We start from the raw sequence: 23513 nt of genomic DNA on the forward strand, positions 1-23513 counted from the left end.
TTGGAATGCGTCGTTCTTTGTCACTGATGCTGCCGGATCCCTCGGCAGCAAGCACGAGTACGCAACACATCGATTTGCATGGCTTCGGCATCGTTTTGATCGCGGCCACGTTATTGTACCAATCGATCGCTTGCGTTGTTACCGACTTTGATCGGGCCGCAAAATTGCATCAAGAGTCGCCGTGCTTGCGCTTGGCAATGAACAAGACATGATCAGTTGCGCTTCTTCTGTCGAGGAGCATTTGACTGCCTTGAACAAGGAGACGAGATGAAAATATCGAAGAAACGCTTGGCACTGTTGCGTAAATTGGAATCGATCATTGGCAACGAGTGCTACAATGGAAACATTCAAAACTGGGGGCCAAACGGCATATTTTATGGTTCCGGCAGAGAATTCAGATACCCAATTACATTTAGCGGCAAAGACGACGGACCGCTAAAACGGAGTGGCTCATACGACGATTTACCTGCCGAAGTTCAAATCACGGGACGATACAAGTTCGGCAGCAATGAACTCCATATAGTTGCGGCGCTGGATAAGGTTATTTCCTATCTGGAAGAGTACAATGACCTTAAAGTGTAGAGCCGCTGGCGTGAGCAAGTAGTTTGCAGCCCGATCGAGACTCTGTCTGGCATCGTTCTTAGCTTGCTTGGCCTTGTCCATGGCAGGTATGTTGTTTGGGTCGGCACATCTCGCAATTTTGACGTGGTCGTTCGAATCTGGCGATTGTAGGATCCGCAAGTCCCATTTTGCACCGGCAGTTCTGGCCACAACAGCCGCAGAATGACCATCGCTCGTCACCCTATTCTGGCGAGAAGTGCTCGAATGGACTCACGAGTAACAGCCCAATTCGCACGTCGTATGCGGCGTTGCTGTGATGACTAGCGCTTTGGAGCTTGTCGATCTTTTTCGTTGTCCTTTGCGTCCGCCTTAAAGGTGGCGTCACCGTCTTTTTTGCCAGACAACACGCGAGGGTTTGCGCTTAAGACGCCATCATTATCGGCGCCGTGGCGCGTTTTAACAAACTGACCTTTTGCGTCTTTCTCCGGACCCGACTGGCTAGCTTTATTTTTCATGAGCGAACCTCCTGGGAAGGGAAAGGGTTAGCAGCGCTATTTGTTCCCGAGAGTAGTGACTTCAGTGTGTCCTCGATCTCGATTGACCCTGTCGAAAGATATCAAAGCTGCGCTCGATACTGCCGCAATCATCTCTTCCACAAGTGATGGGCCCAAATCCCAGGTCGAGGAACATGAGAAGTGTTCAAATCGAACACAGACTGAGCGCAGCGCTCTGCGTGGCCGGTTCAGGTTCGCCCGAGATTCTCAAGGGCCATGCGCAACGGCGCATCGGAGACACGAATGAAGCTGAGATACGGATGCTGGGCAGGGTTGCCGTTGAGGTCACGCTTCAATCGAGCATCCACGAGCGACCTTGGGTTGGGCAAAAGGTGCTCTGCATTGCACCGGAGTTTTTCTCGGATTGATCCTTTTTGCAATTGGTGCAGCGTTTTCCGTCGAGGTAAGACCCTCTACAATTTTGGTGTTTGCTGGGATCCTCGCGGTGGGTACGACAGCCCTGACCGTTTTCCGCATCGGACCACAAGAGTTGAAAAGGTCGAGCTTGCCCCTGTATTGTTCTTGTATTCCGGCAACAAAGAGATGCAGCAATGAGAAGCGTTGCCATGATCGGGATAGTAGTCAGGAATAAGAAAATACAGCAAGCGGCCACAAGCCGAACCAACGCGAAAGCCGTACCCCAATGCCAAATGGCGCAGGTTCGCTCTCGATTATCGATTGATGGGAATGGTCCTGCCGATTGAGGGCGGTCATCGTTGGATGGCTGCCAAGCCCGTTTATCGATCGCGAACGGCCGCCTTGCTCCGGATATCGTTCGGCGGGACAGGATTGAACCTGTGCCCTTCGCAAAATCCCTGACATCCAACTGGATTACGCAGAGGCTCGATTCCGGGGCCGCGATGTCTCGCAAAGTCTGTCTCGAAACCTTCCGTTTTGCGCCACAAAAGTTCCCCTGATTTTTGAGCGTAGGCACCTACTTTGGGGGAGCGCGCTCCAGGCACGTCGACGCGACTTACGACGCAAAGGGTAATTTACCGACTTATCATCAACAGAGTATCTAGGAAACCAGTGTGACACAGGTGCGCGTTACGCACGACTTGTTGGAGTAGTGTAACCACAGAATGCGACTTTCTACAGCTTAACATTCACTATCAGCTATTTGTTTCGCCTATATGGCGATAACAGCTCTAGATAATCAACGCCGAGCGCCTGCGCGAGTTCATATATTGTAATGATCGTCGGATTGCGCTGGCCTCTTTCAAGGCCGCTAAGGTACTGTTGGCTGAAGCCTGAACGCTCTTCAATCTCCTCTTGGGTCAGCCCTTTTTCTCGCCGCAGACGTGAAAAATTTTGGCCAACCAGTTTGCGCATATCCATGCAAAAAGGGTGGCAAATTATATACTATAGTGTTATCAACTATAATATGTATTGTGGTCTTTCGAGACAGGTTCTATGACGCATGAGTACGACCGGAACTTACCAATTTTCCACACCAAATTTCGAAACTGTTTATGGCGACGCGTCACGGGGGCGCGTACCGCGAAATACTCACTCAACGGGGAGTGACGGATGCAGCACCGGAAGGTCCCGCGGACCGAATGGCAACCCCGCCTGCTACACCTGCAAGCGGGCGCGGGCGAGTGGCCACATGCGGCTGACCTTTATGTCGGGCGTCAGGTTACCGCCGTCCGCCTTCAATCCGACGTAACGCAGGCCGAGCTGGCCCGCGCTGTCGGGGTAAGCCCCCAGCAATTGCAAAAATATGAGAACGGCAAAAACCGCATCAGTGCATCCATGCTCTTTGAAATCGCGACATGCTTCGGCGTGCCCGTCGGCCGCTTTTTCGAAGGTCTGCCGGGAAATGCGACGCAGAAGGGCGAGGCGGCGTCTCTCCCCGTCGACGAGCGGATCACATTCCTGGCAAGCAGTGAGGGGCGCCGGCTGATTGAAGGGGTGATGCGGCTGCATCCTCGCACGCGCCGCCGCGTATCCGCCCTCATCGCGGCTTTGGGCGAAGAATTGTCGGCGCTGAAGGGCGACGAGGGATGCCAGCGGCCGAAGACAGAAAACGGGCACGGCGGCGCACCGGACCCGCAGCGGGCGTTTCAAACAGTTTTGGCATCGGATGATGCGGATCGGGGGCGGGCATGACGAAGCCCGCGCCGCAGCCTGCCTTCAAGGTCGGTGACTGCCGGACAACCTCCCATGACCGGAGGTCGTGGCACCGCGTCGAGGCCGATCTTGTCCGGCGGAGCGGGCTTGCAAAAGAGGAGACGGCAATCACCTCCAGCCAGCACCTTGTTCTGCTCAATGTGCAGGGCAACTCCGAGCGTGGCCAATACTTCATCGATGGCAGGAACGCCGGGTTTGTCCCGCGAAAGCCCGGGGCAATCCTGTTTGTTCCCACCGAATGCAGCTGGCGGGGCTGGGAGGCTGGCGCCTCGACAGCTGCCTACCTGTCAATCCTGGTGAAACCGGCGCACGTGGCAGAGCTTCTTGCCCGGGTGCCGCCCGGCGCGCTGCCGTCGCTCTCGCCCGATCTGGGATCTCGAGGATGCCATCATCATGAACGCGGCCCGCGGGATAGGCGCAGAGATTCTGGGACCGCAATCCGCTCAGCACCATGCTTGTCGAGAGCTATACCGCCACAATCTTCACCCAGCTGATGCGCAAGCAAAAATATCCGGCCCCCGTGCGCAAAGGCGGGCTCGCCGCCACGAACCTTAACCGTGTGATTGAGAAAATTGACGATGACCTCACGGCTGACTTGTCGCTTTTACAACTGGCCGAACTTGCCGGTTTGAGCGTTCCCCACTTTTGCCGCGCATTCAGGCAAACGCTCGGTTGTCCGCCATACGCCTTCATTATCCGGCGCAGGATCGAGCGGGCAAAGGACTTTTTGCGCCATTCCTCCAGGCCTGTCACCGACATCGCCCTGTCCTGTGGTTTCTCCAGTTCAAGCCATTTTTCCAATGCCTTCCGGCGAGAAACGGGAACGACCCCCTTGGCGTATCGCGGCACCTGGCCGGGCAACGCATCGCAATGATTTACTGATCAGATCCCGCAGTTGCATCAATTTGTTCCCGAGGATAGCGACTTCAATGCGTCCTCGATCTCGATTGACCTGCCGATAGATATCAAAGCTGCGCTCGATACTGCCGCAATCATCTCTTCCACAAGTGATGGGCCCAAATCCCAGGCCGAGGAACATGAGAAGTGTTCAAATCGAACATTGACTGAGCGCAGCGCTCGGCGTGGCAGGTTCAGGTTCGCCCGAGATTCTCAAGGGCCATGCGCAACGGCGCATCGGAGACACGAATAAAGCCTAGATACGGATGCGCCATGTCGATAATCAGAAATACTGCTCCTGCCACCGATAATGCACACACGAGTAAGATGGAAACGACCGTTGCATTGCGGGGAGACAATAGCCCAAATGTGAAAAATAGCAGCGCAAGCCAGAAGACCAGAATTGCAAGGAAGGCCCACGGAGGCTCCTCGCCCTCCTGTTCGACCAGCAACCAGTGTGCCTCGGCTATTTTCCCGCTAACCTCAAGCGCACGTGACTGCAGCAAGCGTTTCACCTCCACCTCGGGGATGAGGGACCGCAGTTCATCTTGTACGGGCTCTATCCCCGCTGTTGCAATCTCCCCTCCACCCTGTCCACTTTGCTGCAGTCGGGCCTCTACCAATTGCGCAAGCGCCTGGCGTGCTCCGGCTGTTTCCGCACCATAATGCGCCATGACCCGGTCAAGAAGGACCACCTGCGCTACCGAGGTTCTAAGCTCAGCTTCAGCAACGTCAAATGTTGTCTTGGCTGACGCAATCAGGAAGCCGAGCGCGAGGGCCGACAAGGTGCCTACCACGGCTGTCGCAAGCTTGATCGTATCCTTCGAATCGGCACCTAGATGGTGATGCGGCAAGCGGAGGCTCAGCATCATTCCCATCGATATGGCAAGAGACAGGAACACGAACACGATTCCGCCAATCGTGAGCGCACTCATCAGTTTGCTCCCGGGTTGCCCGATGGCGATGGTACATCGATGCGGATGAGCCGGGAGAACTCCGCCGACAATCCCGCCGTCTTTGTCCGCTCTTCGATGTGAGCACGGTCTCGTAAATCGACAAGCGGCAGGCGGGTGTCCAGCGCGCCACGGTCGTACGCGTATTCAGGCAAATATCCGTTGACGATCAGCCGCCAGTCGAAGGGGACTACGTCACCCACGGCACGCATCATCTTGACGATCGTCGTCGTACAGTTGGTCGTAATTGAGTTGTAGAACTCGGGTGTGGTGGAAAGGGCGTTGGCGTCCACGACATATTCGAGCAGCAACGCCCGGGCAGCTTGCGGCGACGCCTTGAGGCGATAGATCTGAACGTCTTCCCCGCGGAAATTCGATCGAACGCCAATCACATCCCGCTCGTCAGCCGCTATGATCACCAACGGATTGCTCTTGAAGAGATCGGCAACAGGCGAAAACGCGCCGCCGATACGCCGCCGCACCTCGATCGACCAAGCAATAAAATCGCCATCCTCAAAACCAAAACTCAGGATGACGTGAGCAATGTTGGGGTTCCCCCATTGGGACATGAATAAGTCGGCAGACTTGAGAGTTTTCAGGTCGTAAGTACGCGTCCAACGCTCGGTGAAGTCGCTTTTGCTTCGCCATTCAAAGTCACGGACATTGGTCAGCGTCAGCAAATCGCCGTTGCGCGTTCCCGTGACCTGCCGCGCGACCTCAGGGGCCCAATCCGCATCTGCGAGCGGTTTTATCGTGCTCCACCATGTCAGCAGTAAACCGAAGCAGCCCAGAAACACAATGAGTGACCAAGTGCGCAAGGGCGTGAAGAGCATCACGATTGTTGCAAGGCCAAGCAGTCCGAACAAGCATCCGGCGGTGATTTTTGCGGGCGGCGGAAAAGGCAGCCGGTACCAAAGTGCCATCACCGCCCATGTTGTTGCGATCGTAACAACCAGCGCGAGCAGACTGGCAACGAGCAAACGCCCTATGCGATGCAACCGATACCTCATCGGCCGCTATAGGATGCGCCCGAGGCCGATCATTTCGGCCCGGCGATCAACCGCTGCTTTCGGATTGGCGGCATTAAAGGGGATTTCTTGTCCTGTAACGAGCGAATAAACTTGGTTGGGCGCAAAGGTCGTCGAATTCGCTCGACCAACACTGGTTGCAAAGAGAGAGGCGATCTCAATCGCCCCGCCTAAAGGACCACGTCTGTTCATCGCGCATATCCCCACGTTTGACTGCAATTTTCGATCAGGCGTTGGGGAACCAAAGGTTGGACGAAATCGGATCACCGCACCCGACGACATGTTAGCACGGACAGGCCGCTTGGGCGCATGAATGCAGAAAAAGTTTGCTCGCTTTGCTTCCTTACAGGAGTAATACCCGTCAAGCAGCGACGGATTGCTTTCCTTTGGCCAATCAAGACGCTTCATCAGGATGAATTTTTAAACGCATCCTGGGGCTGGTACCGGGGCCCACGGGCATACCGCGCTGAATGTCATTGGTGCCATAGATCCTGTCTTGGACTCGGCTTATCTGTCGCTCCTACTTGCTCATAAAACAGACCGTTCAGCCGATTGAGGGGAAGTGAGACAGGCCGGTGTTGACAAAACCGGGCTCATTGAATTCAGCGTAAGGCCTATACCTCACCGTCGTTTTCAGCCGTAGATTGACAAGCAGGAGTCAAGGGTTTTGCGCAGTAGCCCATCTAACAGCGGCAGATGGGGGATATTGCATTCTGGTTAACGGGTTTTCTTGATTATTTGCGGAACCTTATTCCACTAACACGCGTTGCTCCGTCGCTGGTAACAGCTGAAGTCTCACCGTGATTACTAGGCGAGTAGGTACGGCGAAGCTTCATGAGACTTGGTTTGTTGTTCTCAACGCGGGCCAAGTCTCTTTTTTTACCTCGGATTTGGCCCTAGTGTGAAGCGATCGTCTCGCGTTAGACTGGGTTGTGCCTCGTCAAATCCCGATGGCCGTAATGAGAAATGAACGGGTAGCAGCATGAATCGAATAAACGATCGCGATGACCTGAGAATTTCATTGCCATCGAAAATGACGGCGGAGAGGGGCACATTGGCATGCACCCCAATCGCCCGTGGCCCAGCCGCATGATGGTCTTGGCCTGGTTTAGAAACATGATGAGCAAGGACATGCTGCTTCTAGCGTTGATCATAATAGCAACGATGGTGATCGTCGCGTCGTCGGTGTACACCAACGGCATCTAAGCGACGCAAGCCGATATGGCAGATACAAAGCCAGCCTGGAGAGCCAACCTTCATTATTTGTTAACTATACTGGCGCAGCCTTGAACCGCTGACCCAATCCCCAATTGCCCAACCGTGTCAGCGCCCCGGCCGCTGCCCCCATTGGCGGCCGGGCTCCTTTGCCAAGGCCGGTGCTGACGGCTCCAAACGCACGTTTGTGCGATGTTGCGGTCGAGACAACAGGCATGGATTATCGCGATCGCCCGTCCACGTTGGCCAGTCTCGACTGCCAGCGATTTGGCGGTCATGAAAACCGCGCGGTGGCTGCCTATCGTTGAAGGCTGCGGTATATACGAATTACTTGCGGTATTTACTTCTAATTGATTGATTGTGATTGGCCAGCGCTGTGTTCTACTGACAAAACGTAGAATAGCGTTGGGGGCGGCGTTGTGGGGAAATATTTCTCTTTTATTGCTGGACTTATTGTTCCAGCCTGCTTGGGCTATGGGTTGATAAAGCAAACTAGTATTTCCGGCGATGTTGTCATATTTATAATCGTCGCCCTAATCGTATTCGTTGTATTTTGGATCAAGCATCATCAGGCTCAGATTGCTGGCACAGTTGCTTTTGCCGCGGCCGTTTGCCTGTTGGCGTCGCTGTATTTCTTTCAGCAGGGAGGCGATGCTATCAGGACAGGCATTGGTTTGCTCGTTGGCGCCGCGGTCCTGGCGGCTATAGCCGGACAGGCGATGCAGGAAAAACAAGAACCTGGCCCAGGTAAAACGATTTACCAACCCACACAACAGACACTACTAGGAGAGCGTGCCTGCGATGCGTGCAGTGGCGCCGGGACTATTCAGGAATGGACCGTGAAAATGTGCCCGTCATGCGGTGGAACCAGTCTGCTGCGAGATGGGACAAAGTGCCCCAATTGCCCCAATGGAATGGTCGGCGAATGGTCGTACGTCAGATGCACGAAGTGCGGGGGGAGCGGGACAATCTCAAGTTAGGCAGAAAAAAATCGCTTTTTCAGTTTGGCTGCATCCAAAAAGGGAGGAGAGAGACGAGGACATCGCCCCACGATCCTTGCCTCTACCCTCCCAGTTCTACCAGACCACGATACAAGACACGCATGCAAAGCGGTCTGATGTGCAAGCACAGCCTATAACCATATGCCCGATAGTGCACAGTGTCAGCTTGGCATTTAGAGGTATGGGATACGCCCTTTGACTATGATGATGCTGCTATCTTTAGGAGCACCGAACAACGGCGCTGGCTCATGGAATCGTAAAGATGCTAATTTGATCGGTAATGCCCCGAAGCATGACATCGTGCGACATCGGTTTCAGGCCACGCTCGGCCAGGAGATCAGAGGCGCGAGGATTTTGAAGCACGGACCCGGTGGCAAAGATCTCACGCGCCGTGGCCAGGTGCTGCACGCGCGAGGCAATATTTACTGTCTGGCCGAAATAATCCTGTCGCTCGTTGAGGCTCACAGCGATACAAGGCCCTTCGTGGATGCCGATTTTTAGGAGCAGATCCTCGTTGCCGCGTGCTTGGTTGAGACTGTGCATCGCATCGCGCATGCGCATTGCTGCGGCCACCGCCCGGTCAGGTGTCGGAAAGGTTGCCATCACAGCATCCCCGATCGTCTTCACAACAGCGCCCGCCTCGGCAGCCACGATCTCGTTAAGAATACCGAAATGGGTCTTCACCAGATCAAATGCTGCAAGATCGCCGACTCTTTCGTATAACTCGGTAGAACCGCGCAGGTCGGTAAAAAAGGAAGGTGAGACTGGTGATCTTCAGCCGCTGATCCACGTCGATCGTGTCGGTGCGATAGACGTCGCGGAACGTCTGATTAGACAGAAGGCGCTTGGCGGTCAAAAACGGTCGGCGATTGCCGAGTAACGTATGCAACGCTTCATTTGCCTCGCATACCGATGGCAAGACGCGAACTTCAGTGTGGTTTTCCACCAGGATACGCAGTGGACCGGGGCGCAAATTAAGGGTCTCATGATGCCGGTGTCTACGGTCGAACACAAGCGAAAGGCTTTGCCGCTCCTTTGTGGGTTCGCCCTGCACGTCGAGGAACTGCGCGGCGTGTGTTACCGGTTCGAAGATAATGACGAATGCTGCCGGCAGTTGCAGTGAGATGACAGCCTTCTCGCCCGCTGGCAGTTCAAGGGACTCCAAAACAAACTCCTCGACCTTTGCCTCATAATTCTCCTCCGGCAGATCGACGCCCGAGCCCCAATAAATCTGGCGGAAATACTCCAAAGGCGGAAGCTGGTGCGGATTGTGGGCGTCGATGCGGCGCACGCGCGGGCTCACGGTAAAAGTTACCTCAACCATCTCATCCAGCGTGGGCTCATAGCCGGCCGCGCAAAGCGCGCAGGTATACTCCTCACTTTGCACGGTCTTTAACGTCGTATTGGCGTCGAGGACACCGCCACAGCCAGGGCAAAGAACATTCCAGGACATATCGAACAGGCCCAAATGCGATGCCTGCAGGAAGCAGTTGATGGTTTGTTCCTCGTCAAAACCTTCAGCGGCGGCGAATGCGAGTGCATTGATGCGGCCAAGGTTGCGGTCGGGCGCTTCGCGAACAAGCCGCTCGATGGCATCAACGATGCGTGGCTGGGCCGACTGGCGCAACATGCTGAATAGAGGCTGGGCTTCATTCATAGGTCTAACTTATACCGAATTTGGTGCGCTTGCCATGCCATGCGCTGTGCAAATGTTTCCAATTCTAAATTCTTGCTCTACGCCAGCTGGATCGGCAGAAGGTGCAGACCACGCAAATCGGCCCTTTTCAGTTCCGCGGCCACCAGAGAAAGCCGGAAAAAGCATCAACCGCACTACGATTGTTGGTGTGGTGTGGACCTACCACTTCCGGAGAAGGCGGCGGCGATATCTGCCCCTTTTAGCGGGTTGGAGCTGACCGGCATACCCGGCTTTCCATCGCCTTGGATACCGGTCCTATCCCTATTGCCGAAGTGTATCCGCATCGGCGCCATCTATAGTGAATCCGATATTCATCACTGTCTTCGGCGGCTGTTTTCAAACGGGGGGAAGCCGGCCCGGGGGCCAAGACAACAACAAGCTCTCGGGAGCATTGACCAGGGAACGGCGAATGGCTGCGAAAACCGCATTGATTATTGGTGTTACGGGGCAGGATGGCGCGTATCTGAGTGAGTTCCTGCTCAACAAGGGATATATCGTTCACGGGCTGAAACGCCGGTCGTCATCCTTCAACACGGCGCGTATCGACCATCTTTACCAGGACCCGCATGATGAAGACATTCGTTTTCGCCTGCACTTCGGCGATCTGACGGACGCAACCAACCTTTGCCGGGTGGTCCAGGAAATCCAGCCGGATGAAATTTACAATCTCGGGGCGCAGAGTCATGTGCAGGTGAGTTTCGAGACCCCCGAATATACGGCCAATTCCGATGCGCTTGGCACGCTGCGCCTGCTCGAGGCCATGCGGATCATGAAGATTGAAAAGACCTGCCGGTTCTATCAGGCCTCGACATCCGAGCTTTTCGGCAAGAGCATCGAAGCGCCGCAAAACGAAAAGACGGCGTTCTATCCGCGCAGTCCCTATGCTGCGGCAAAACTCTACGCCTACTGGATCACGGTCAACTATCGCGAGGCCTACGGTTTCCACGCGTCCAACGGAATCCTCTTCAATCATGAAAGCCCATTGCGCGGCGAAACCTTTGTGACGCGCAAGATCACGCGGGCGGTCGCGGCCATTGAACGCGGGCTGCAGGACAGGTTGCGGCTCGGCAATCTCGAAGCAAAGCGTGACTGGGGTCATGCCCGCGACTATGTCGACGGCATGTGGCGGATCCTGCAGCAGGATACGCCGGACGACTACGTGCTTGCCACCGGCGAAACCCATACGGTGCGTGAATTCGTCGAGAAGGCGTTCGGAACCGTGGGAAAAGAGATCGAATGGACCGGCACGGGTGTCGATGAGATCGGCTATGACCGCAAATCCGGCAAGGAGCTCATCGAAATCGATCCGCGGTACTTCAGGCCGACCGAAGTCGAACTCCTGCTCGGCGATCCGGCGAAAGCCCGCCAAAGGCTCGGCTGGCAGCACACCGTCTCCTTCGATGCCCTGGTTGCCGAAATGGTGGAAGCCGATCTTCGAACAATCATGCGCGAGGAGGGCCGAAATGATTTCTATGGCTGAAAGGGACGATCACCACTTCGATCTGCGCGGAAAGCGGATCTGGATCGCCGGTCACTATCCAACGGCTTTGTGGGGGATTTAAAGGCAGGCTGGGTGCCGGCGCCAATGGGGCGTCAGGTTGTGGGATCCATTGCTTCGGGCGGGTTGCTGCTGCGGCTGTCTCTAGCGGCAGTTTGCTATTGCCTTAGGCTATGACCTGAGCGAACTTCTCGTGCCGGGCATTTTTTAAGCACCGGCAATTGAAGAACCTCGGGAGGCTAAAATGACTTTCGAAGAGCCACCACTCAGCACCGTCGGCATTGAGCCAAAAGACGACAAATGGTTCGTAATGGTCCACGAGAAAGGAAAAGTTGCCCAGCGTTCATTCGGCACAGAGGCCGAAGCGAAGCAATTTGCCAAACAGGAAGAAAAGCGCCTGGGAATTCCCAGGCGATAGGCCAGTCATAATCTACCGAGCACGACCCTGCCATGTGGGCGACGACTGGCGGCGAAACTTCTCCTTCGCAGGTCTGCACTGAACATCAAATCAGGCTGACATTCTAAGATTTACTAAGTTTGACCAGAATCAAATCGGTTGCTTCAAAGTTATGGATAATGGCCATGTTGCGTTGAGGCATGAGTGAATCCTATCTTTGACGGATGCGAAACAAGAAATTCTCTTTTGCCAATGACGCATAACATTGGATCTGCGTCACCGTTTGCGCGTCATTGGTTTCTTGGCAGCTTCAGACGGAAGTAGCGGATCCCATTTTGATGGTTATTTTCGCAGAGGCAAAAAACCTGCTGAGACGTTAAACCCGATTGGTTCAAGCCTCGGCCGGCTAGTCCTTCTTTTTATCCAAGGCAATCTCACGATCGCCAGTATCGTGCTAAGTGACACAAATAACCTACGCCACCACTGGCGGGGCGGGCCGGCAAGCGAGCAGATTCAACACTTGGGCCTAGAAAATCCGATACGCACTCCGTCCGGCGGCCTTAGCAGCATAAAGGGCCGAATCGGCCTTTTTGAACAGCTCGGTGGGAGCATCCCCGTCTACGACGAAGGCAATCCCGACCGAGGCGCCCGAGCGAAAGCAGCGTCCGCCTTGTTCAACTGGTCTGGCCAAGGCATCAACGATCCCCTGGGCAAAAGCCGCAATTGTATTCCTGTCGTATTCAGGCCCCGTCAGAATCCCGAATTCATCGCCGCCGATGCGCGCAACCACTTTTGCGTTCTCACACACTTGCGATAGACGAATCGCCATCTCTTTCAGACACTCGTCCCCGGCGGCGTGCCCCAAGGTGTCGTTCACCTTCTTGAAGCCGTCCAAGTCGATCAGAAGCAGAGCGCCTGAACGATCGCCAGCATCACATAACGCGGCCAGTTTGGCCTGAAACTGGCTCCGGTTTGCAAGACCGGTCATTGGATCAAACTCAGCCAGATACCGTGTCTGGTCAAACAGGATTTTCTGCTGAGTGATATCCTGCTTCATCCCGAATATCCTGACTGGCACGTCATTTTCGCATTCAATGCTTGCAGTAATACGTATCCATCGACGGTTGCCCTTCGCAGTCACGATCTCGGCATCCAATCCGAAGCTGCTGCGATTTGCGATGGCGTTGCTGCGCCTCTTTTCCAGCTCTTTGGCGGCTTCAGCGGAATAGCAGGCGACGGCGTTTTTCCTGTCGAGGGGAGACCCGCGAGGAAGATCGAAGAGGTCGTAAACCACATCCGTCCACTCAAGCGTTTCATCCGGTAGACTGCATTGCCAAACGCCAATTTTGGCTGCGGCGGATGCTTTTTCGAAGATTTTCTGGCTTTGTGCAAGAGCCAGACTTTGCTCAAGTATGATGGCGTCTTTCCTTACCAGCTCCGCTTTGAGGCGCGCCACTTGATCACGCTTTGACATTAAAAATTGCAGCGACTGGGGAACCATTTCGAGGATGCGGCGGGTTGGTGAAAAAGGCTTGCGCCGGCTGACCTCTGACATGGGAGCGCTTTTAATCCCCTTAAAAGTACCAAACACACCCGACAATCAGTATGCGCATAAACTACATACCATGATCATTCTTAAACGATCGTCTCAAACCGTTCAACGGAGCGTCATGAGGCTAAGAAGACATTGTCGCGGAGCAGTCTCTTCTCACTCCTGCCGCATGTTGGTGATTGGCGCCTTGAGAAATCTCGGTGCTTAAGTTTTGTCCCTGTTGAAAATAACTTTGGCAGGAAAGGCTGCCCGGTCGTTTTTTAATCCACGCGCTGGTACTTCACCGTCCTTACGCCAAGGACCAGCGGTGAGGAACTCACGTTGGCGAGGTAATTTCCTGGTCAAGAGGTGGCGTTGACCATCGCCTTCCTGGTTGAAAGAAACACCAACGTCCGTTGCAGCGCAATGAATGCAAAAAGGAGAGCGCCCACGACGATTTTCGTCCACCAACTGGACAAGGTTCCGTCGAAGACGATGTAAGTCTGGATGATGCCCTGGATGATCACACCGACAAAGGTGCCTGCGACATAGCCGACACCGCCCGTCAGCAATGTTCCCCCAATGACAACAGCGGCGATCGTGTCAAGCTCGACCCCGATCGCGGCCAGCGAGTAGCCGGCGGATGTATAAAGTGAGAAGACGATACCCGCCAGTCCGGACAGGAATCCTGATAGTGCATAGATAGTGATTGTCGTCCGGGCCACGGGAATGCCCATCAGTTGGGCCGATGTGCGGTTTCCACCGATCGCATATATAAACGATCCGAGCTTGCTGAAATGAGCCATCACGATGCCCATGAGGAAAACCAGCACCATCAGGCAGCCGATGAATGTCAGGCGGCCGCCGCCCGGCAGGCGGTAATACATGCCCTGCAGCATCGAATAGAATTCATGATTGATCGGAATGGAATCCGTTGTCATGACGAAACACATCCCGCGCATCAGGAACATCCCGGCCAGGGTCACGATAAAAGCCGGCACATCGAGATAATAGATGATGAGGCCCATGATCGCGCCAAAGGTCGTGGTAATAATGAGTGCGATGGCAAACGCCGCCAGCGGATGCACGCCATATTTGGTGATGAGTACGGCAAGCAATACGCCTGTAAAGGCGATGACCGATCCAACCGAAAGATCGATGCCTCCCGACAGAATGACGAACGTCATGCCGACAGCTGCGATCCCGAGGAAGGCGTTGTCGGTCAAAAGATTGCCGGCAACGCGCGTGGACAACATCGCGGGAAACTGCATGACGCAGGCAGTATAGGCAAGCGCGCAGATGAGGAGCGTCGCATAGAATGGAAGAAGCCGCGTGTTCATTGGCGCTTTGCTCCCTTTGCGCGCAATTCGCTTTTCAGGAATTGCCAGCCGCCCGCGGATGAGAAAGACTGCGCCAGCAGGATTACGATAATCATCACTGCTTTGAGGATGAGGTTATATTCCGGGGGGAACCCGGAAAGCAGGATCCCGGTATTCATCGCCTGGATGATGATGGCGCCGAGTGCTGACATCAGGATCGAGAAGCGTCCGCCGAACAGCGATGTTCCACCAATGACAACCGCAAGGATCGCATCAAGTTCAAGCCAAAGCCCGGCGTTGTTCGCATCGGCCCCGCGAATGTCAGCAGCAACGATGAGGCCGGCCAGCGCCGCACACAGACCGCAAAACGCGTAAATGACGAAAAGGAGCAGGTTGCTGTTTAACCCCGCATAGCTGCTGGCGCTGCGATTGACACCGATGGACTCGATCAGCAGTCCAAGTGCAGTCCGTCGAACGATCATGATCGCAAACACAAGTAAAGTGGCGGCAATCAGCACCGGCATCGGAATGCCGAGAACCGCGCCCGTACCGAAAAAGATCAGGGCTGGATCGGTGAAGGTAATGATCGACCCTTCTGTGATAAGCTGCGCGATGCCGCGGCCTGCAACCATCAGGATGAGCGTTGCAACGATCGGTTGGAGATCAAAATAGGCAACGAGCAATCCGTTCCACAGACCGCAGAAAAGTCCTGTCCCGAGCGCCGCAATAATGACCACAGGCAGTGAATAGCCGGCAACGGTCAATGTAGCGGCAATGGCTCCGGAAACCGCCATGACCGCGCCCACCGATAAATCGACCCCACGGCTGGCGATGACGGCCGTCATGCCAATGGCGAGAATGATCACCGGCGCACCCCGGTTCAGCACGTCGACGAGGCTGCCGAACAATCTCCCATCCTGCAAACGAATGTCAAAGAAGCCGGGAAACGCCAGATAGTTCAGAAACAGGATCAGGGCCAGCGAGAGGAGTTGCGGCGAAGCCTTGGTCAATGCAACTGCATTTATGCGGTTCATCCGTGCACCTCGCCAGGTTCGGCAGCAATTTTCTGCATGATTTTCGTCGTTGTAATGTCGCCGCCTGCAAGCTCGCCCCGATGCGCGCGGTCACGCAGCACAACCACGCGTGTGCTGTAGGCGACGATCTCTTCAATTTCTGATGAGATGACGAGAAGCGCCATGCCGTCATCACAAAGCTGATTGATGAGGGCAATGATCTCCGCATGGGCGCCGACGTCGATGCCGCGCGTTGGTTCATCCAAAATGAGGAAGCGTGGATTGGTGGCTAGCCAGCGGGCAAGAATGACTTTCTGCTGGTTGCCACCGGAAAGAAACTTGATCGGCTTTTCAATATCAGTCGTGCGGATGTCCAGCGCTTTGACGAACTTGTCAGCCAGCGCAACCTGCTGTCTTCGCGACATTCGTTTGAACCAGCCCCTTTGGGCCTGCAAAGCCAGCACGATGTTTTCCCGCACCGAAAGGTCGCCGATAATTCCATCGGTCTTTCGGTCCTCCGGGCATAGCCCGAAACCCAACGCGACTGCGTCTTGCGGCGAGCGAATGCGGACGGGAACGCCATCCACTGCCGCCTCGCCGCTATCGGCAGAATCGATACCGAACAACAGGCGCGCCGTCTCGGTCCTGCCTGAGCCCAAGAGACCTGCCATGCCGATTACTTCGCCCTCGCCAATGTCCAGATCGAACGGCGCGACACTGCGGCTCCGCCCCATGCCTTTGAAGGAAAACTGCTTCATTTCAGGTTCTGGCCGATCCCGGCGGACATTGTGCGCCACGGCCGCCAGCGCACGGCCCAGCATAAGAGAAACAAGCTGCATTTTTGGCAGTTGCGCCGTCAGTTCGGACCCGGCAACCTTGCCGTTGCGCAACACGGTGACCCGGTCGCAGATTTCATAGACCTGATCGAGGAAATGCGTGATGAAGACAATCCCGAGACCACGATCTTTCAGCCGCCTGAGTGTTGTAAAGAGGATTTCCGTTTCGTGGCGATCAAGGCTCGCAGTCGGTTCATCGAGAATGAGAATGCGGCCCGACATATCGACGGCTCGTGCAATGGCAACAAGCTGTTGCACCGCGACAGAATAACGAGACAGATCCGACGAAACATCGATGTGAAGGTCATATTGACGAAGCAGTTCGCGGGCGCGCTTCTCCATGCGGCGGCGATCGATAAAACCAAAGCGCATCGGCTGACGGCCGACGAAGAGATTGTCTGCCACAGACATGTTCGCAAGCAGATTTACTTCCTGGTAAACCGTGCCAATGCCAAGATGTTGCGCCTGTAACGTATCACGAACCTGAATGGTCTGCCCGTCAAGCTCCATGACGCCCATATCTGGCTGATGGACGCCAGTTAGCACCTTGATCAGCGTTGATTTGCCGGCGCCATTTTCCCCCAGCAGCGCATGAATCTCGCCGCGCCGGATGGTCAAATCGACAGCGTCCAGAGCCCGGAAACCGACGAAGGATTTGCATATGCCTCGAGCGGCCAGCAGAACAGTAGGGTCCGTCATTTCGCCCTCTCCCGTGAGCGGTTTTGTCGGTGAGACTGGCCGTCCTAACGACGGCCAGTCATGACGGAGTGATTAGTACCCCAATCCCTTTTTCTCTTCGTAAACCTTCTTCGGGTCATCAGCCTGCGTGTAGAGCTTGGATTCGGTCTGGATCCACTTAGGCGGGGCCTTGCCGCTCTCCTTGTAGGCTTTCAGGGCGTCGAATGCAGGACCTGCCATGTTTGGCGTCAGCTCGACTGTGGCGTTTGCCTCTCCTTCGGACATTGCCTTGAAGATATCCGGCACGGCGTCGACCGAGACGACAAGGATGTCCTTGCCCGGCTTCAGACCAGCCTCTTTGATGGCCTGAATGGCCCCAACTGCCATGTCATCATTATGGGCATAGAGCGCGCAAATGTTCTTGCCGCCATTTTCCGCCTTGAGAAAGCCTTCCATGACTTCCTTGCCCTTGGCACGGGTAAAGTCGCCGGTCTGACTGCGGGTAATCTTGATGTTCGAGGCGGCTGCGATGCCCTCCTCAAAACCCTTCTTGCGGTTGATTGCGGGGCTCGATCCTACTGTTCCCTGGAGCTCGACAACATTGCAAGGCTTGCCCGCTGTCGTTTTGACAAGCCATTCACCCGCTACCTTGCCCTCATGCACAGTGTCAGAGGTTACCGCCGTCAGATAGAGGTCGTCATTGGCAGTCTCGATCGTCCGGTCAAGCAGAATAACCGGAATTTCGGCTTCCTTGGCTTCGGCGAGAACCGTGTCCCAGCCTGTCGCAACGACAGGCGCAACGAATATAGCATCGACGCCCTGGGCGACGAAGCCGCGGATCGCCTTGATCTGGTTTTCCTGTTTCTGCTGTGCATCGGCGATCTTAAGATCGATGCTGCGCTTCTTTGCCTCGATTTTGGAAACGGATGTCTCGGCGGCACGCCAGCCTGATTCCGATCCGATCTGTGAGAAGCCGATCGTCAGGTCAGACGCAGATGCTGCTCCTGCAAAAGACATGGCAACCGTACTGGCAAGTAGAATTTTCTTCATCAACGACACGATTATTCCTCCCGAATTAGGTCGATTCCGTAAGATCCTCCCAGACCTCAATAAAGCTATTATAATATAGTATTATAATTGGCAAGCACCGGTTGGCGAGCTTGTGCACCATGAGAATCTCAGAATGCCGATGATCACAGGCCTGAGAGGCTTGCCAAAGCTGTACTACCTAGCCCATGAAGACGCTCGCCATTCCTCCAACGCGCGCCTCCGCCCGAACCCGTTCGCTGGGCGCGGAGAACTCAGCGCCGTACAATTCTAGGAAGCATCACCAACTGTTCCTTCGAAAATGCCGATAAGAGCTGATTCGGCCGATGTTGATTGGTGTAATGCAGTCCGGCAAGAACGACCCTGGCCGTGCGCCGATGATATTGCCGATCGCACCAAACCGCAGCCGTCCGGGCAGCTGTCGCGCCGCGTTGTGTCACCGATCACTCTTATCTTGGCGGTATTTGATCATCGGTATCGCCGAGGCATGACGCTCGATTGCCCTCAAACCGCTCGGCCGCGTGGATCGAAGATAAAATTCAACCCGAATGCAGCGCCTTGAAGGCGTTGAAGGAACCTAGTCGGTCAACAACGTGTTTCGGTACGAGAGTGATTTTTCATGCATTTGGGAGGTCGCTGTGAACAGACAACATTGGCAGAATACTTTGGTGGCAATAATTGGTGTGGCTTGTCGCGTCCCCGTGGTTACTGAATTACAGCAGTCCGGATACCGTCGGTCGGGATATCGCATTGAAGAATTTCATTATTGTTGGCATCGCATTGTTTTCGATCGGGTTCATGGCGATCACCAACCACCTTCTATGACAGGAACGGCTGGATGTTGCCGCTTCCGTGTGGTTGATCGTTTCACCTGGGCGCTCGGCTATCACGCAATACCGACGGCGGTGTGGAATGCGATAATTTGTGGCTTTGCTGTCATCGGCATTTCAGGGTGGGTAATTTTTTCCGATCGATCGGCGCGCGCTCTATAGAAATTGCGTATTCTATCTCACCGGTGAGGACGATTGGCAGCTGAAAACCCCGACATTCACATCATCATTTTTATCAACGCTCTGCTTGGCGGAGTGACTCAGGACGGTGTTGTCGAAAATGACACAGAACCCAACAAACTATTTTGCGACATCGAGGAGCATTTTTTAGCATCGCATTGTCTGATTTTGTCGCGGATATCAGCAATTCCCCCACACCACGCGACATCACCCGACGAATGAGCTCAAGCCAGAGATTTCTAGTATTTAGGAACATTTACGGAACTGATGCTGCCACGGCGCTGTGCGAACGTTGCGGTGTTGCGCAAGCACGGGTTGGCTGGACGACATCCAAGACGCGTCGCAAGGCCCGGCGTGCGGTTTCAGCTCGTGGCGTGATGCAGCCGTCATGCGAGAGCGAGGCTGGTTTTTGACATCTGTACAAATATAAACGCTCGAGAAAACGTTCCGCTGAAAATGTCGATAGTATTTGATTTTGGCCGATATTGATTGGTGCCTATTTGTCTACAATATTGCCTAATAAGGCCGCTCTAAATGGCAAGCCTCGGTGGCCGAAATATGCCTGATGACAAGAGGAGTGATTGGTCGTGATACCTCTCGGCAAGCCCATCGAACAGATTTTGGGGGTCGCTGCGCTTCTTTTGCTGGCGATCGGCTGCGTTGTTGTGCTTTGGCCGTTTCTGTCGGCCATTCTGTGGGCGGCGGTCATATGTTTCTCGACATGGCCCATCTACAAGAAGTGCGAGCGGGCTGTCGGCGGCTATAAAGCACTGGCGGCCGCCATGATGACATTGCTGGTAGTCCTCGTTCTTGTCGCGCCGTTTGTTGTCATGGTTGCGGCCCTGGCGGACAGCGTAGGCAGCCTAATCACGGGGACGATCAGTATTCTCGAGCAAGGTCCTCCGGCGCCGCCTCGTTGGGTCGAGGGGGTACCGGTAGTTGGGGAGAGCTTGGCTGTCTATTGGCAGAGCTTGGCTCACGACGCTCCCGCCTTCATCGTTGAGCTCAAAAAGTTGGTCGGTCCTCTCACCGATATCGCCGTAACTGGCGGAACGGTATTCGGGATTGGCCTTCTTGAACTCGTGCTGAGTGTAATCACCGCCTTTTTCTTCTATCTCCACGGCCGGCGGATGACAGCCTATATGCGCGATATCAGCGAACGATTCGCCGGCTCCCGCGGCCACCAGCTACTCATGGTGGTCGGAGCAACCGTGAAAGGCGTCGTTTACGGCTTGATCGGAACTGCACTCGCGCAAGCCCTCTTGGCCGGTATCGGTTTCTGGATCGCCGGTGTTCCTCAGGCGTTAGTGCTTGGTTTCCTTACGTTCGTTTTGGCATTTGTCCCGGTCGGTCCCCCGCTGGTGTGGGGCGCAGTGGCGCTATGGCTCTTTGTGCAGGGAATGGTTTGGTGGGGCGTCTTCGTTGCGGCATGGGGTTTGCTGCTTGTCAGTAGCATCGACAATGTCCTCAGGCCTTATGTCCTCGGTAAGGCCAACAATCTGCCCGTGTTGCTCGGTCTGTTCGGGTTACTTGGCGGGGTTCTCGCATTTGGTCTCATCGGCATATTCCTCGGCCCGGCACTGCTAGCTGTCGCCTACAGCCTCTTCCTTGAGTGGACAGCCGCCGAGGTGGAGGAACGCAGGCATCCCACGCCGCCTCCGACGGATCCTGCCTGAGCTCTTGATTTAGAGAAGTGGCGTTGGAGACTTCTCCAAACGGGTAGGAACCCACGGGATTCTTCGAGCACATATCCGTCCTGATCAACCGCCGCCACAACCAGTTTCTCTTGCCGGCGATGGAGATCACGACTTCATGCAGATGCCAAACATCATTCGGCGAAGGCGGCTTGGGACGACGACGACGCGCTCCATCTGCGGCGGAAAGCGATGGTAGCACCTCTGACCCTAATCCTCTTTCGGCTCTTTCTTGAGTGGCAACATCAGGCGCAACGTCAGGAAGGTGAAAAGCGAAATGATGAGTGCAACGTCGTAGCTCTCAAGGCCGACGGCGACGCCGATGGCTCCTGTCGACCAGATGCTTGCGGCCGTGGCCGTACCCCGCACGGAGTCCTTTAATTGTAGGATGGCCCCGCCACCAATAAAGCCAACACCGGTGATCAGGCCTTCGACAATACGCGCCATGGCTTCAGGGCTATCGGACACTAGGCTTTCGGCACCCTGAATAAAGCCGCAGCTCGCCAGCGCTACGATGGGAAATGTCCGGACGCCAGCGCTGCGCTCTTGAGTTTCGCGCTCAACGCCAATCGGAAAAGCCAGGATATAGGCAATCGCCAGCGCAATGACATGCGGGACAATGGGCAAAGAATTTAGGTAATGAAATGTCTCAAGCAATTAATTCCCCCCTCAATGGTTGTGAATATCGCAAGGTAACGCTTCAGAAGGGCTCCGGGTTCCCGCTCGTCAATCCGCTATGCCGTGCCCTCCTGCCCTCCACCGGGCGCTCGTCCGTATTCGGAGCGCGCTTTGGGCCAAGATCGGCAGGACGCCTGAGCATGCGTAGGCAGGAGCCAATAGTTAGTTACGCCACTTTGACGATTGGAACCTAAATCGCGCAGGACTGTTGTTGAATGTCGAACCACCCGTTCGGCAGAGACTTGACGCGGGTCTTCTCAAGCCCATGACCCGCGCCAAGCCTCGCAATATGAGTGGTTTTGACTGCAGGAGATGTTCTCCGCCTGGTCCTCGTGCACTACGAGACCCGATGTTGCAAATGGTGCGCAGCTTCTAAAGAGTGCCAACGACATTTGACACATCTTGCGGACGTCATTCATTCGCTCTTTCCGTTCAATTCGTCGGAACGAAAGATAGTAACTGGGAGTTTCTCAGCGTCAGGCGGGTGGACAAAAAATGCAGCTGCTCCACAATTTTTAGTTGGAGCTGGGCGTTTTTTTGCTATTGGAGCAAGCCACCGGCATATGAGGGGTATAACTCTCAACCTAGACCGATATTCTCCTGTTTTTCACCGCCTCGCCGCGTCCCACAAGCCCACGCCGGCACCATCCAAAAGGGTGTGGGATGAGAGATTGCGATGCGGGAGCGGCGTATTATTCGCACCCGACGTCCCTACAAAATGCAGCATTCAACGACAGGCCGATAACATGGTTCGAATGAGTGATTTATCGAAGACGAATGGAAGCGCTCAAGCGGCTGTTAGACGGCGGGACTATCCAGCAGATAAATATTCAAACGACCGCCGACTGACAACGCTTGGTATCCTCAAAAAGAAAAAGAACCAAAAAAGAGCAATCCAACGCTGCACAGCAGCCTGTGATCGAGCTCATGGCCGCATCAGCCGCGCACGATGTCGCCGATGAGCGATCGACCTTGATCTATCGATTCTTCGGGACTCCGAGCAGCCCAAGAAAATATTAGATCGAGGCCAGTGCCTGGAACGGGCATTCGTAAGCTGCTCTTAGAAGAGTACACACCCTTCATTTTCATTGATAGGAAAAGACCGCTCCCTGTTCTGTCAGTTCCTTTTCGTACAGTTTGAGATCTCTCTGAAAGTCATCAGCATTAAATCGACTGAACTTAAGCTCGTAAGATTTGTCGCCCCTCTTTTCATCCAACGTTTTCCGTCCACTGGGATGGTTTGTAATTCTTAGCCGGATTTTCATAGGTTGCCTTCAGTCATTGTTTGCGGGGGACGGTCAACGAGCCATGGACCCGGGATGGGCCTAAGCTAATTTCTCACTCGTCGACGGTTGGAATGGGGGTGGTGTTGCCCCCCACACCTTCAGACAGGTTTGCTAAGTTCAAGCTGGCATGCCTGTGCAAGGTCTGTATTTGGTTTGTCTGTACCAAGTGCGGTGGCCCACCCCGTCTTTTCGATAATTGCGCGGCGGCTATAGGAGGAAGCCGCCTTCAGTTCCGCAAGGATTTCCACTGATTTCGGGTCGCTCTTCGAGCGCTCGAGACAATAGGGCGTCAGTGCCAGCGCAATAGCAGAAACCGATTGTTCGCTCGCAAATTTCCGGGAACTGCCGCCAGTGACCCAGCCACCCCAACTGAATCCCACAATAGCCATGGCAATAGCGCCAGCGACCGCACCTGTTACAGCGGGCTTGGTCCAATTGGGGATTTGCATGATGGTGTCCGTTCTTTGACGGACAAGAGCGCATGATTT

Annotated in this window: 22 protein-coding genes and 2 pseudogenes; 9 read left to right on the plus strand and 15 right to left on the minus strand. The window is 54.9% G+C overall.

What is annotated here, in order from left to right:
- Positions 1 to 267 precede the first annotated feature (267 nt).
- Positions 268 to 582 (plus strand): hypothetical protein, encoded by a 315-nt coding sequence (locus N8E89_RS19445; protein ID WP_262262850.1) that lies wholly within the window; start codon positions 268 to 270, stop codon positions 580 to 582.
- A 299-nt stretch (positions 583 to 881) separates the two neighbouring features.
- On the opposite strand, the gene N8E89_RS19450 is transcribed toward N8E89_RS19445, so the two are convergent.
- Positions 882 to 1076: a hypothetical protein gene (locus N8E89_RS19450; RefSeq protein ID WP_262262851.1), complete on the minus strand. Its 195-nt coding sequence runs from the start codon at positions 1074 to 1076 to the stop codon at positions 882 to 884.
- Positions 1077 to 1249: 173 nt separating this feature from the next.
- On the opposite strand from N8E89_RS19450, the gene N8E89_RS19455 reads away from it, so the two are divergent.
- Positions 1250 to 1483, plus strand: coding sequence for a hypothetical protein (locus N8E89_RS19455; protein WP_262262852.1), 234 nt, complete (start codon positions 1250 to 1252; stop codon positions 1481 to 1483).
- Positions 1484 to 2231: 748 nt separating this feature from the next.
- Here the strand turns inward: N8E89_RS19455 and N8E89_RS19460 are convergent.
- Entirely contained in the window at positions 2232 to 2453 is a 222-nt protein-coding gene (locus N8E89_RS19460) for a type II toxin-antitoxin system RelB family anti-toxin (protein ID WP_262262853.1), read from the minus strand.
- A gap of 192 nt (positions 2454 to 2645) precedes the next feature.
- On the opposite strand from N8E89_RS19460, the gene N8E89_RS19465 reads away from it, so the two are divergent.
- From N8E89_RS19465 to N8E89_RS19475, 3 genes are read left to right on the plus strand one after another with little or no spacing between them, the layout of a single operon-like run.
- Complete coding sequence (locus tag N8E89_RS19465) at positions 2646 to 3227, plus strand: helix-turn-helix domain-containing protein (RefSeq protein ID WP_262262854.1); 582 nt, start codon at positions 2646 to 2648, stop codon at positions 3225 to 3227.
- Positions 3224 to 3742 carry a hypothetical protein gene (locus N8E89_RS19470; protein WP_262262855.1) on the plus strand — a complete coding sequence of 173 codons (519 nt, stop codon included), beginning with the start codon at positions 3224 to 3226 and terminating at the stop codon, positions 3740 to 3742. The genes N8E89_RS19465 and N8E89_RS19470 overlap by 4 nt, the downstream gene beginning before the upstream one ends.
- Positions 3700 to 4122, plus strand: coding sequence for a helix-turn-helix domain-containing protein (locus N8E89_RS19475; protein ID WP_262262856.1), 423 nt, complete (start codon positions 3700 to 3702; stop codon positions 4120 to 4122). The genes N8E89_RS19470 and N8E89_RS19475 overlap by 43 nt, the downstream gene beginning before the upstream one ends.
- Before the next feature lie 217 nt (positions 4123 to 4339).
- Here the strand turns inward: N8E89_RS19475 and N8E89_RS19480 are convergent, their stop codons facing one another.
- The 5 genes and pseudogenes from N8E89_RS19480 to N8E89_RS19500 form a co-directional block, all read right to left on the minus strand.
- Entirely contained in the window at positions 4340 to 5080 is a 741-nt protein-coding gene (locus N8E89_RS19480; protein ID WP_262262857.1) for a bestrophin-like domain, read from the minus strand.
- Positions 5080 to 6096, minus strand: a complete 1017-nt coding sequence (locus N8E89_RS19485; RefSeq protein WP_262262858.1) for an Lnb N-terminal periplasmic domain-containing protein — start codon at positions 6094 to 6096, stop codon at positions 5080 to 5082. The genes N8E89_RS19480 and N8E89_RS19485 overlap by 1 nt, the downstream gene beginning before the upstream one ends.
- Before the next feature lie 18 nt (positions 6097 to 6114).
- On the minus strand, positions 6115 to 6534 hold the full coding sequence (locus N8E89_RS19490) for a hypothetical protein (protein ID WP_262262859.1): 420 nt from the start codon (positions 6532 to 6534) through the stop codon (positions 6115 to 6117).
- 1340 nt (positions 6535 to 7874) lie between these two features.
- On the minus strand, positions 7875 to 8075 hold the full coding sequence (locus N8E89_RS19495; RefSeq protein WP_262262860.1) for a hypothetical protein: 201 nt from the start codon (positions 8073 to 8075) through the stop codon (positions 7875 to 7877).
- A 513-nt stretch (positions 8076 to 8588) separates the two neighbouring features.
- Positions 8589 to 9999: pseudogene (locus N8E89_RS19500) on the minus strand (adenylate/guanylate cyclase domain-containing protein).
- Between the two features lie 448 nt (positions 10000 to 10447).
- On the opposite strand from N8E89_RS19500, the gene gmd reads away from it, so the two are divergent.
- Together gmd and N8E89_RS19510 are read left to right on the plus strand one after the other, a co-directional pair.
- A complete protein-coding gene (gmd, locus tag N8E89_RS19505) occupies positions 10448 to 11518 on the plus strand; it encodes a GDP-mannose 4,6-dehydratase (protein ID WP_262262861.1) in 1071 nt (356 codons plus the stop codon).
- A gap of 262 nt (positions 11519 to 11780) precedes the next feature.
- On the plus strand, positions 11781 to 11954 hold the full coding sequence (locus N8E89_RS19510; RefSeq protein WP_162739946.1) for a hypothetical protein: 174 nt from the start codon (positions 11781 to 11783) through the stop codon (positions 11952 to 11954).
- A gap of 505 nt (positions 11955 to 12459) precedes the next feature.
- Here the strand turns inward: N8E89_RS19510 and N8E89_RS19515 are convergent.
- The 5 genes from N8E89_RS19515 to ytfQ all read right to left on the minus strand — a co-directional run bounded on the left by N8E89_RS19515 (position 12460) and on the right by ytfQ (position 18360).
- A complete protein-coding gene (locus N8E89_RS19515; RefSeq protein ID WP_262262862.1) occupies positions 12460 to 13488 on the minus strand; it encodes a diguanylate cyclase domain-containing protein in 1029 nt (342 codons plus the stop codon).
- Positions 13489 to 13826: 338 nt separating this feature from the next.
- Positions 13827 to 14804 (minus strand): galactofuranose ABC transporter, permease protein YjfF, encoded by a 978-nt coding sequence (gene yjfF, locus N8E89_RS19520; protein WP_262262863.1) that lies wholly within the window; start codon positions 14802 to 14804, stop codon positions 13827 to 13829.
- Complete coding sequence (locus N8E89_RS19525; protein WP_262262864.1) at positions 14801 to 15817, minus strand: ABC transporter permease; 1017 nt, start codon at positions 15815 to 15817, stop codon at positions 14801 to 14803. The genes yjfF and N8E89_RS19525 overlap by 4 nt, the downstream gene beginning before the upstream one ends.
- A complete protein-coding gene (locus tag N8E89_RS19530) occupies positions 15814 to 17331 on the minus strand; it encodes a sugar ABC transporter ATP-binding protein (protein ID WP_262262865.1) in 1518 nt (505 codons plus the stop codon). The genes N8E89_RS19525 and N8E89_RS19530 overlap by 4 nt, the downstream gene beginning before the upstream one ends.
- Before the next feature lie 72 nt (positions 17332 to 17403).
- Positions 17404 to 18360, minus strand: a complete 957-nt coding sequence (ytfQ, locus tag N8E89_RS19535; RefSeq protein ID WP_262263356.1) for a galactofuranose ABC transporter, galactofuranose-binding protein YtfQ — start codon at positions 18358 to 18360, stop codon at positions 17404 to 17406.
- Between the two features lie 1022 nt (positions 18361 to 19382).
- On the opposite strand from ytfQ, the gene N8E89_RS19540 reads away from it, so the two are divergent.
- Together N8E89_RS19540 and N8E89_RS19545 are read left to right on the plus strand one after the other, a co-directional pair.
- Positions 19383 to 19589, plus strand: a complete 207-nt coding sequence (locus N8E89_RS19540; RefSeq protein ID WP_262262866.1) for a hypothetical protein — start codon at positions 19383 to 19385, stop codon at positions 19587 to 19589.
- A 365-nt stretch (positions 19590 to 19954) separates the two neighbouring features.
- A complete protein-coding gene (locus tag N8E89_RS19545; protein ID WP_262263357.1) occupies positions 19955 to 21043 on the plus strand; it encodes an AI-2E family transporter in 1089 nt (362 codons plus the stop codon).
- A gap of 59 nt (positions 21044 to 21102) precedes the next feature.
- Here the strand turns inward: N8E89_RS19545 and N8E89_RS19550 are convergent.
- From N8E89_RS19550 to N8E89_RS19560, 3 genes and pseudogenes are all read right to left on the minus strand, one after another.
- Positions 21103 to 21233 (minus strand): annotated as a pseudogene (locus tag N8E89_RS19550) (IS6 family transposase); the annotation flags it as partial.
- 38 nt (positions 21234 to 21271) lie between these two features.
- Positions 21272 to 21718, minus strand: a complete 447-nt coding sequence (locus tag N8E89_RS19555; protein ID WP_262262867.1) for an MgtC/SapB family protein — start codon at positions 21716 to 21718, stop codon at positions 21272 to 21274.
- A gap of 1405 nt (positions 21719 to 23123) precedes the next feature.
- A complete protein-coding gene (locus N8E89_RS19560) occupies positions 23124 to 23474 on the minus strand; it encodes a hypothetical protein (RefSeq protein ID WP_262262868.1) in 351 nt (116 codons plus the stop codon).
- Positions 23475 to 23513: the final 39 nt, after the last annotated feature.

The sequence above is a fragment of the Phyllobacterium sp. A18/5-2 genome (assembly GCF_025452215.1).
Taxonomy (GTDB): Bacteria; Pseudomonadota; Alphaproteobacteria; order Rhizobiales; family Rhizobiaceae; genus Phyllobacterium; species Phyllobacterium sophorae.

Bases quoted from the DNA above. Each gene is read 5' to 3' on its own strand.
- N8E89_RS19445 (WP_262262850.1), top strand. From the start codon at position 268: ATGAAAATATCGAAGAAACGCTTGGCACTGTTGCGTAAATTGGAATCG.
- N8E89_RS19450 (WP_262262851.1), bottom strand. From the start codon at position 1,076: ATGAAAAATAAAGCTAGCCAGTCGGGTCCGGAGAAAGACGCAAAAGGT.
- N8E89_RS19455 (WP_262262852.1), top strand. From the start codon at position 1,250: ATGAGAAGTGTTCAAATCGAACACAGACTGAGCGCAGCGCTCTGCGTG.
- N8E89_RS19460 (WP_262262853.1), bottom strand. From the start codon at position 2,453: ATGGATATGCGCAAACTGGTTGGCCAAAATTTTTCACGTCTGCGGCGA.
- N8E89_RS19465 (WP_262262854.1), top strand. From the start codon at position 2,646: ATGCAGCACCGGAAGGTCCCGCGGACCGAATGGCAACCCCGCCTGCTA.
- N8E89_RS19470 (WP_262262855.1), top strand. From the start codon at position 3,224: ATGACGAAGCCCGCGCCGCAGCCTGCCTTCAAGGTCGGTGACTGCCGG.
- N8E89_RS19475 (WP_262262856.1), top strand. From the start codon at position 3,700: ATGCTTGTCGAGAGCTATACCGCCACAATCTTCACCCAGCTGATGCGC.
- N8E89_RS19480 (WP_262262857.1), bottom strand. From the start codon at position 5,080: ATGAGTGCGCTCACGATTGGCGGAATCGTGTTCGTGTTCCTGTCTCTT.
- N8E89_RS19490 (WP_262262859.1), bottom strand. From the start codon at position 6,534: ATGAAGCGTCTTGATTGGCCAAAGGAAAGCAATCCGTCGCTGCTTGAC.
- gmd (WP_262262861.1), top strand. From the start codon at position 10,448: ATGGCTGCGAAAACCGCATTGATTATTGGTGTTACGGGGCAGGATGGC.
- N8E89_RS19510 (WP_162739946.1), top strand. From the start codon at position 11,781: ATGACTTTCGAAGAGCCACCACTCAGCACCGTCGGCATTGAGCCAAAA.
- N8E89_RS19515 (WP_262262862.1), bottom strand. From the start codon at position 13,488: ATGTCAGAGGTCAGCCGGCGCAAGCCTTTTTCACCAACCCGCCGCATC.
- yjfF (WP_262262863.1), bottom strand. From the start codon at position 14,804: ATGAACACGCGGCTTCTTCCATTCTATGCGACGCTCCTCATCTGCGCG.
- N8E89_RS19525 (WP_262262864.1), bottom strand. From the start codon at position 15,817: ATGAACCGCATAAATGCAGTTGCATTGACCAAGGCTTCGCCGCAACTC.
- N8E89_RS19530 (WP_262262865.1), bottom strand. From the start codon at position 17,331: ATGACGGACCCTACTGTTCTGCTGGCCGCTCGAGGCATATGCAAATCC.
- ytfQ (WP_262263356.1), bottom strand. From the start codon at position 18,360: ATGAAGAAAATTCTACTTGCCAGTACGGTTGCCATGTCTTTTGCAGGA.
- N8E89_RS19560 (WP_262262868.1), bottom strand. From the start codon at position 23,474: ATGCAAATCCCCAATTGGACCAAGCCCGCTGTAACAGGTGCGGTCGCT.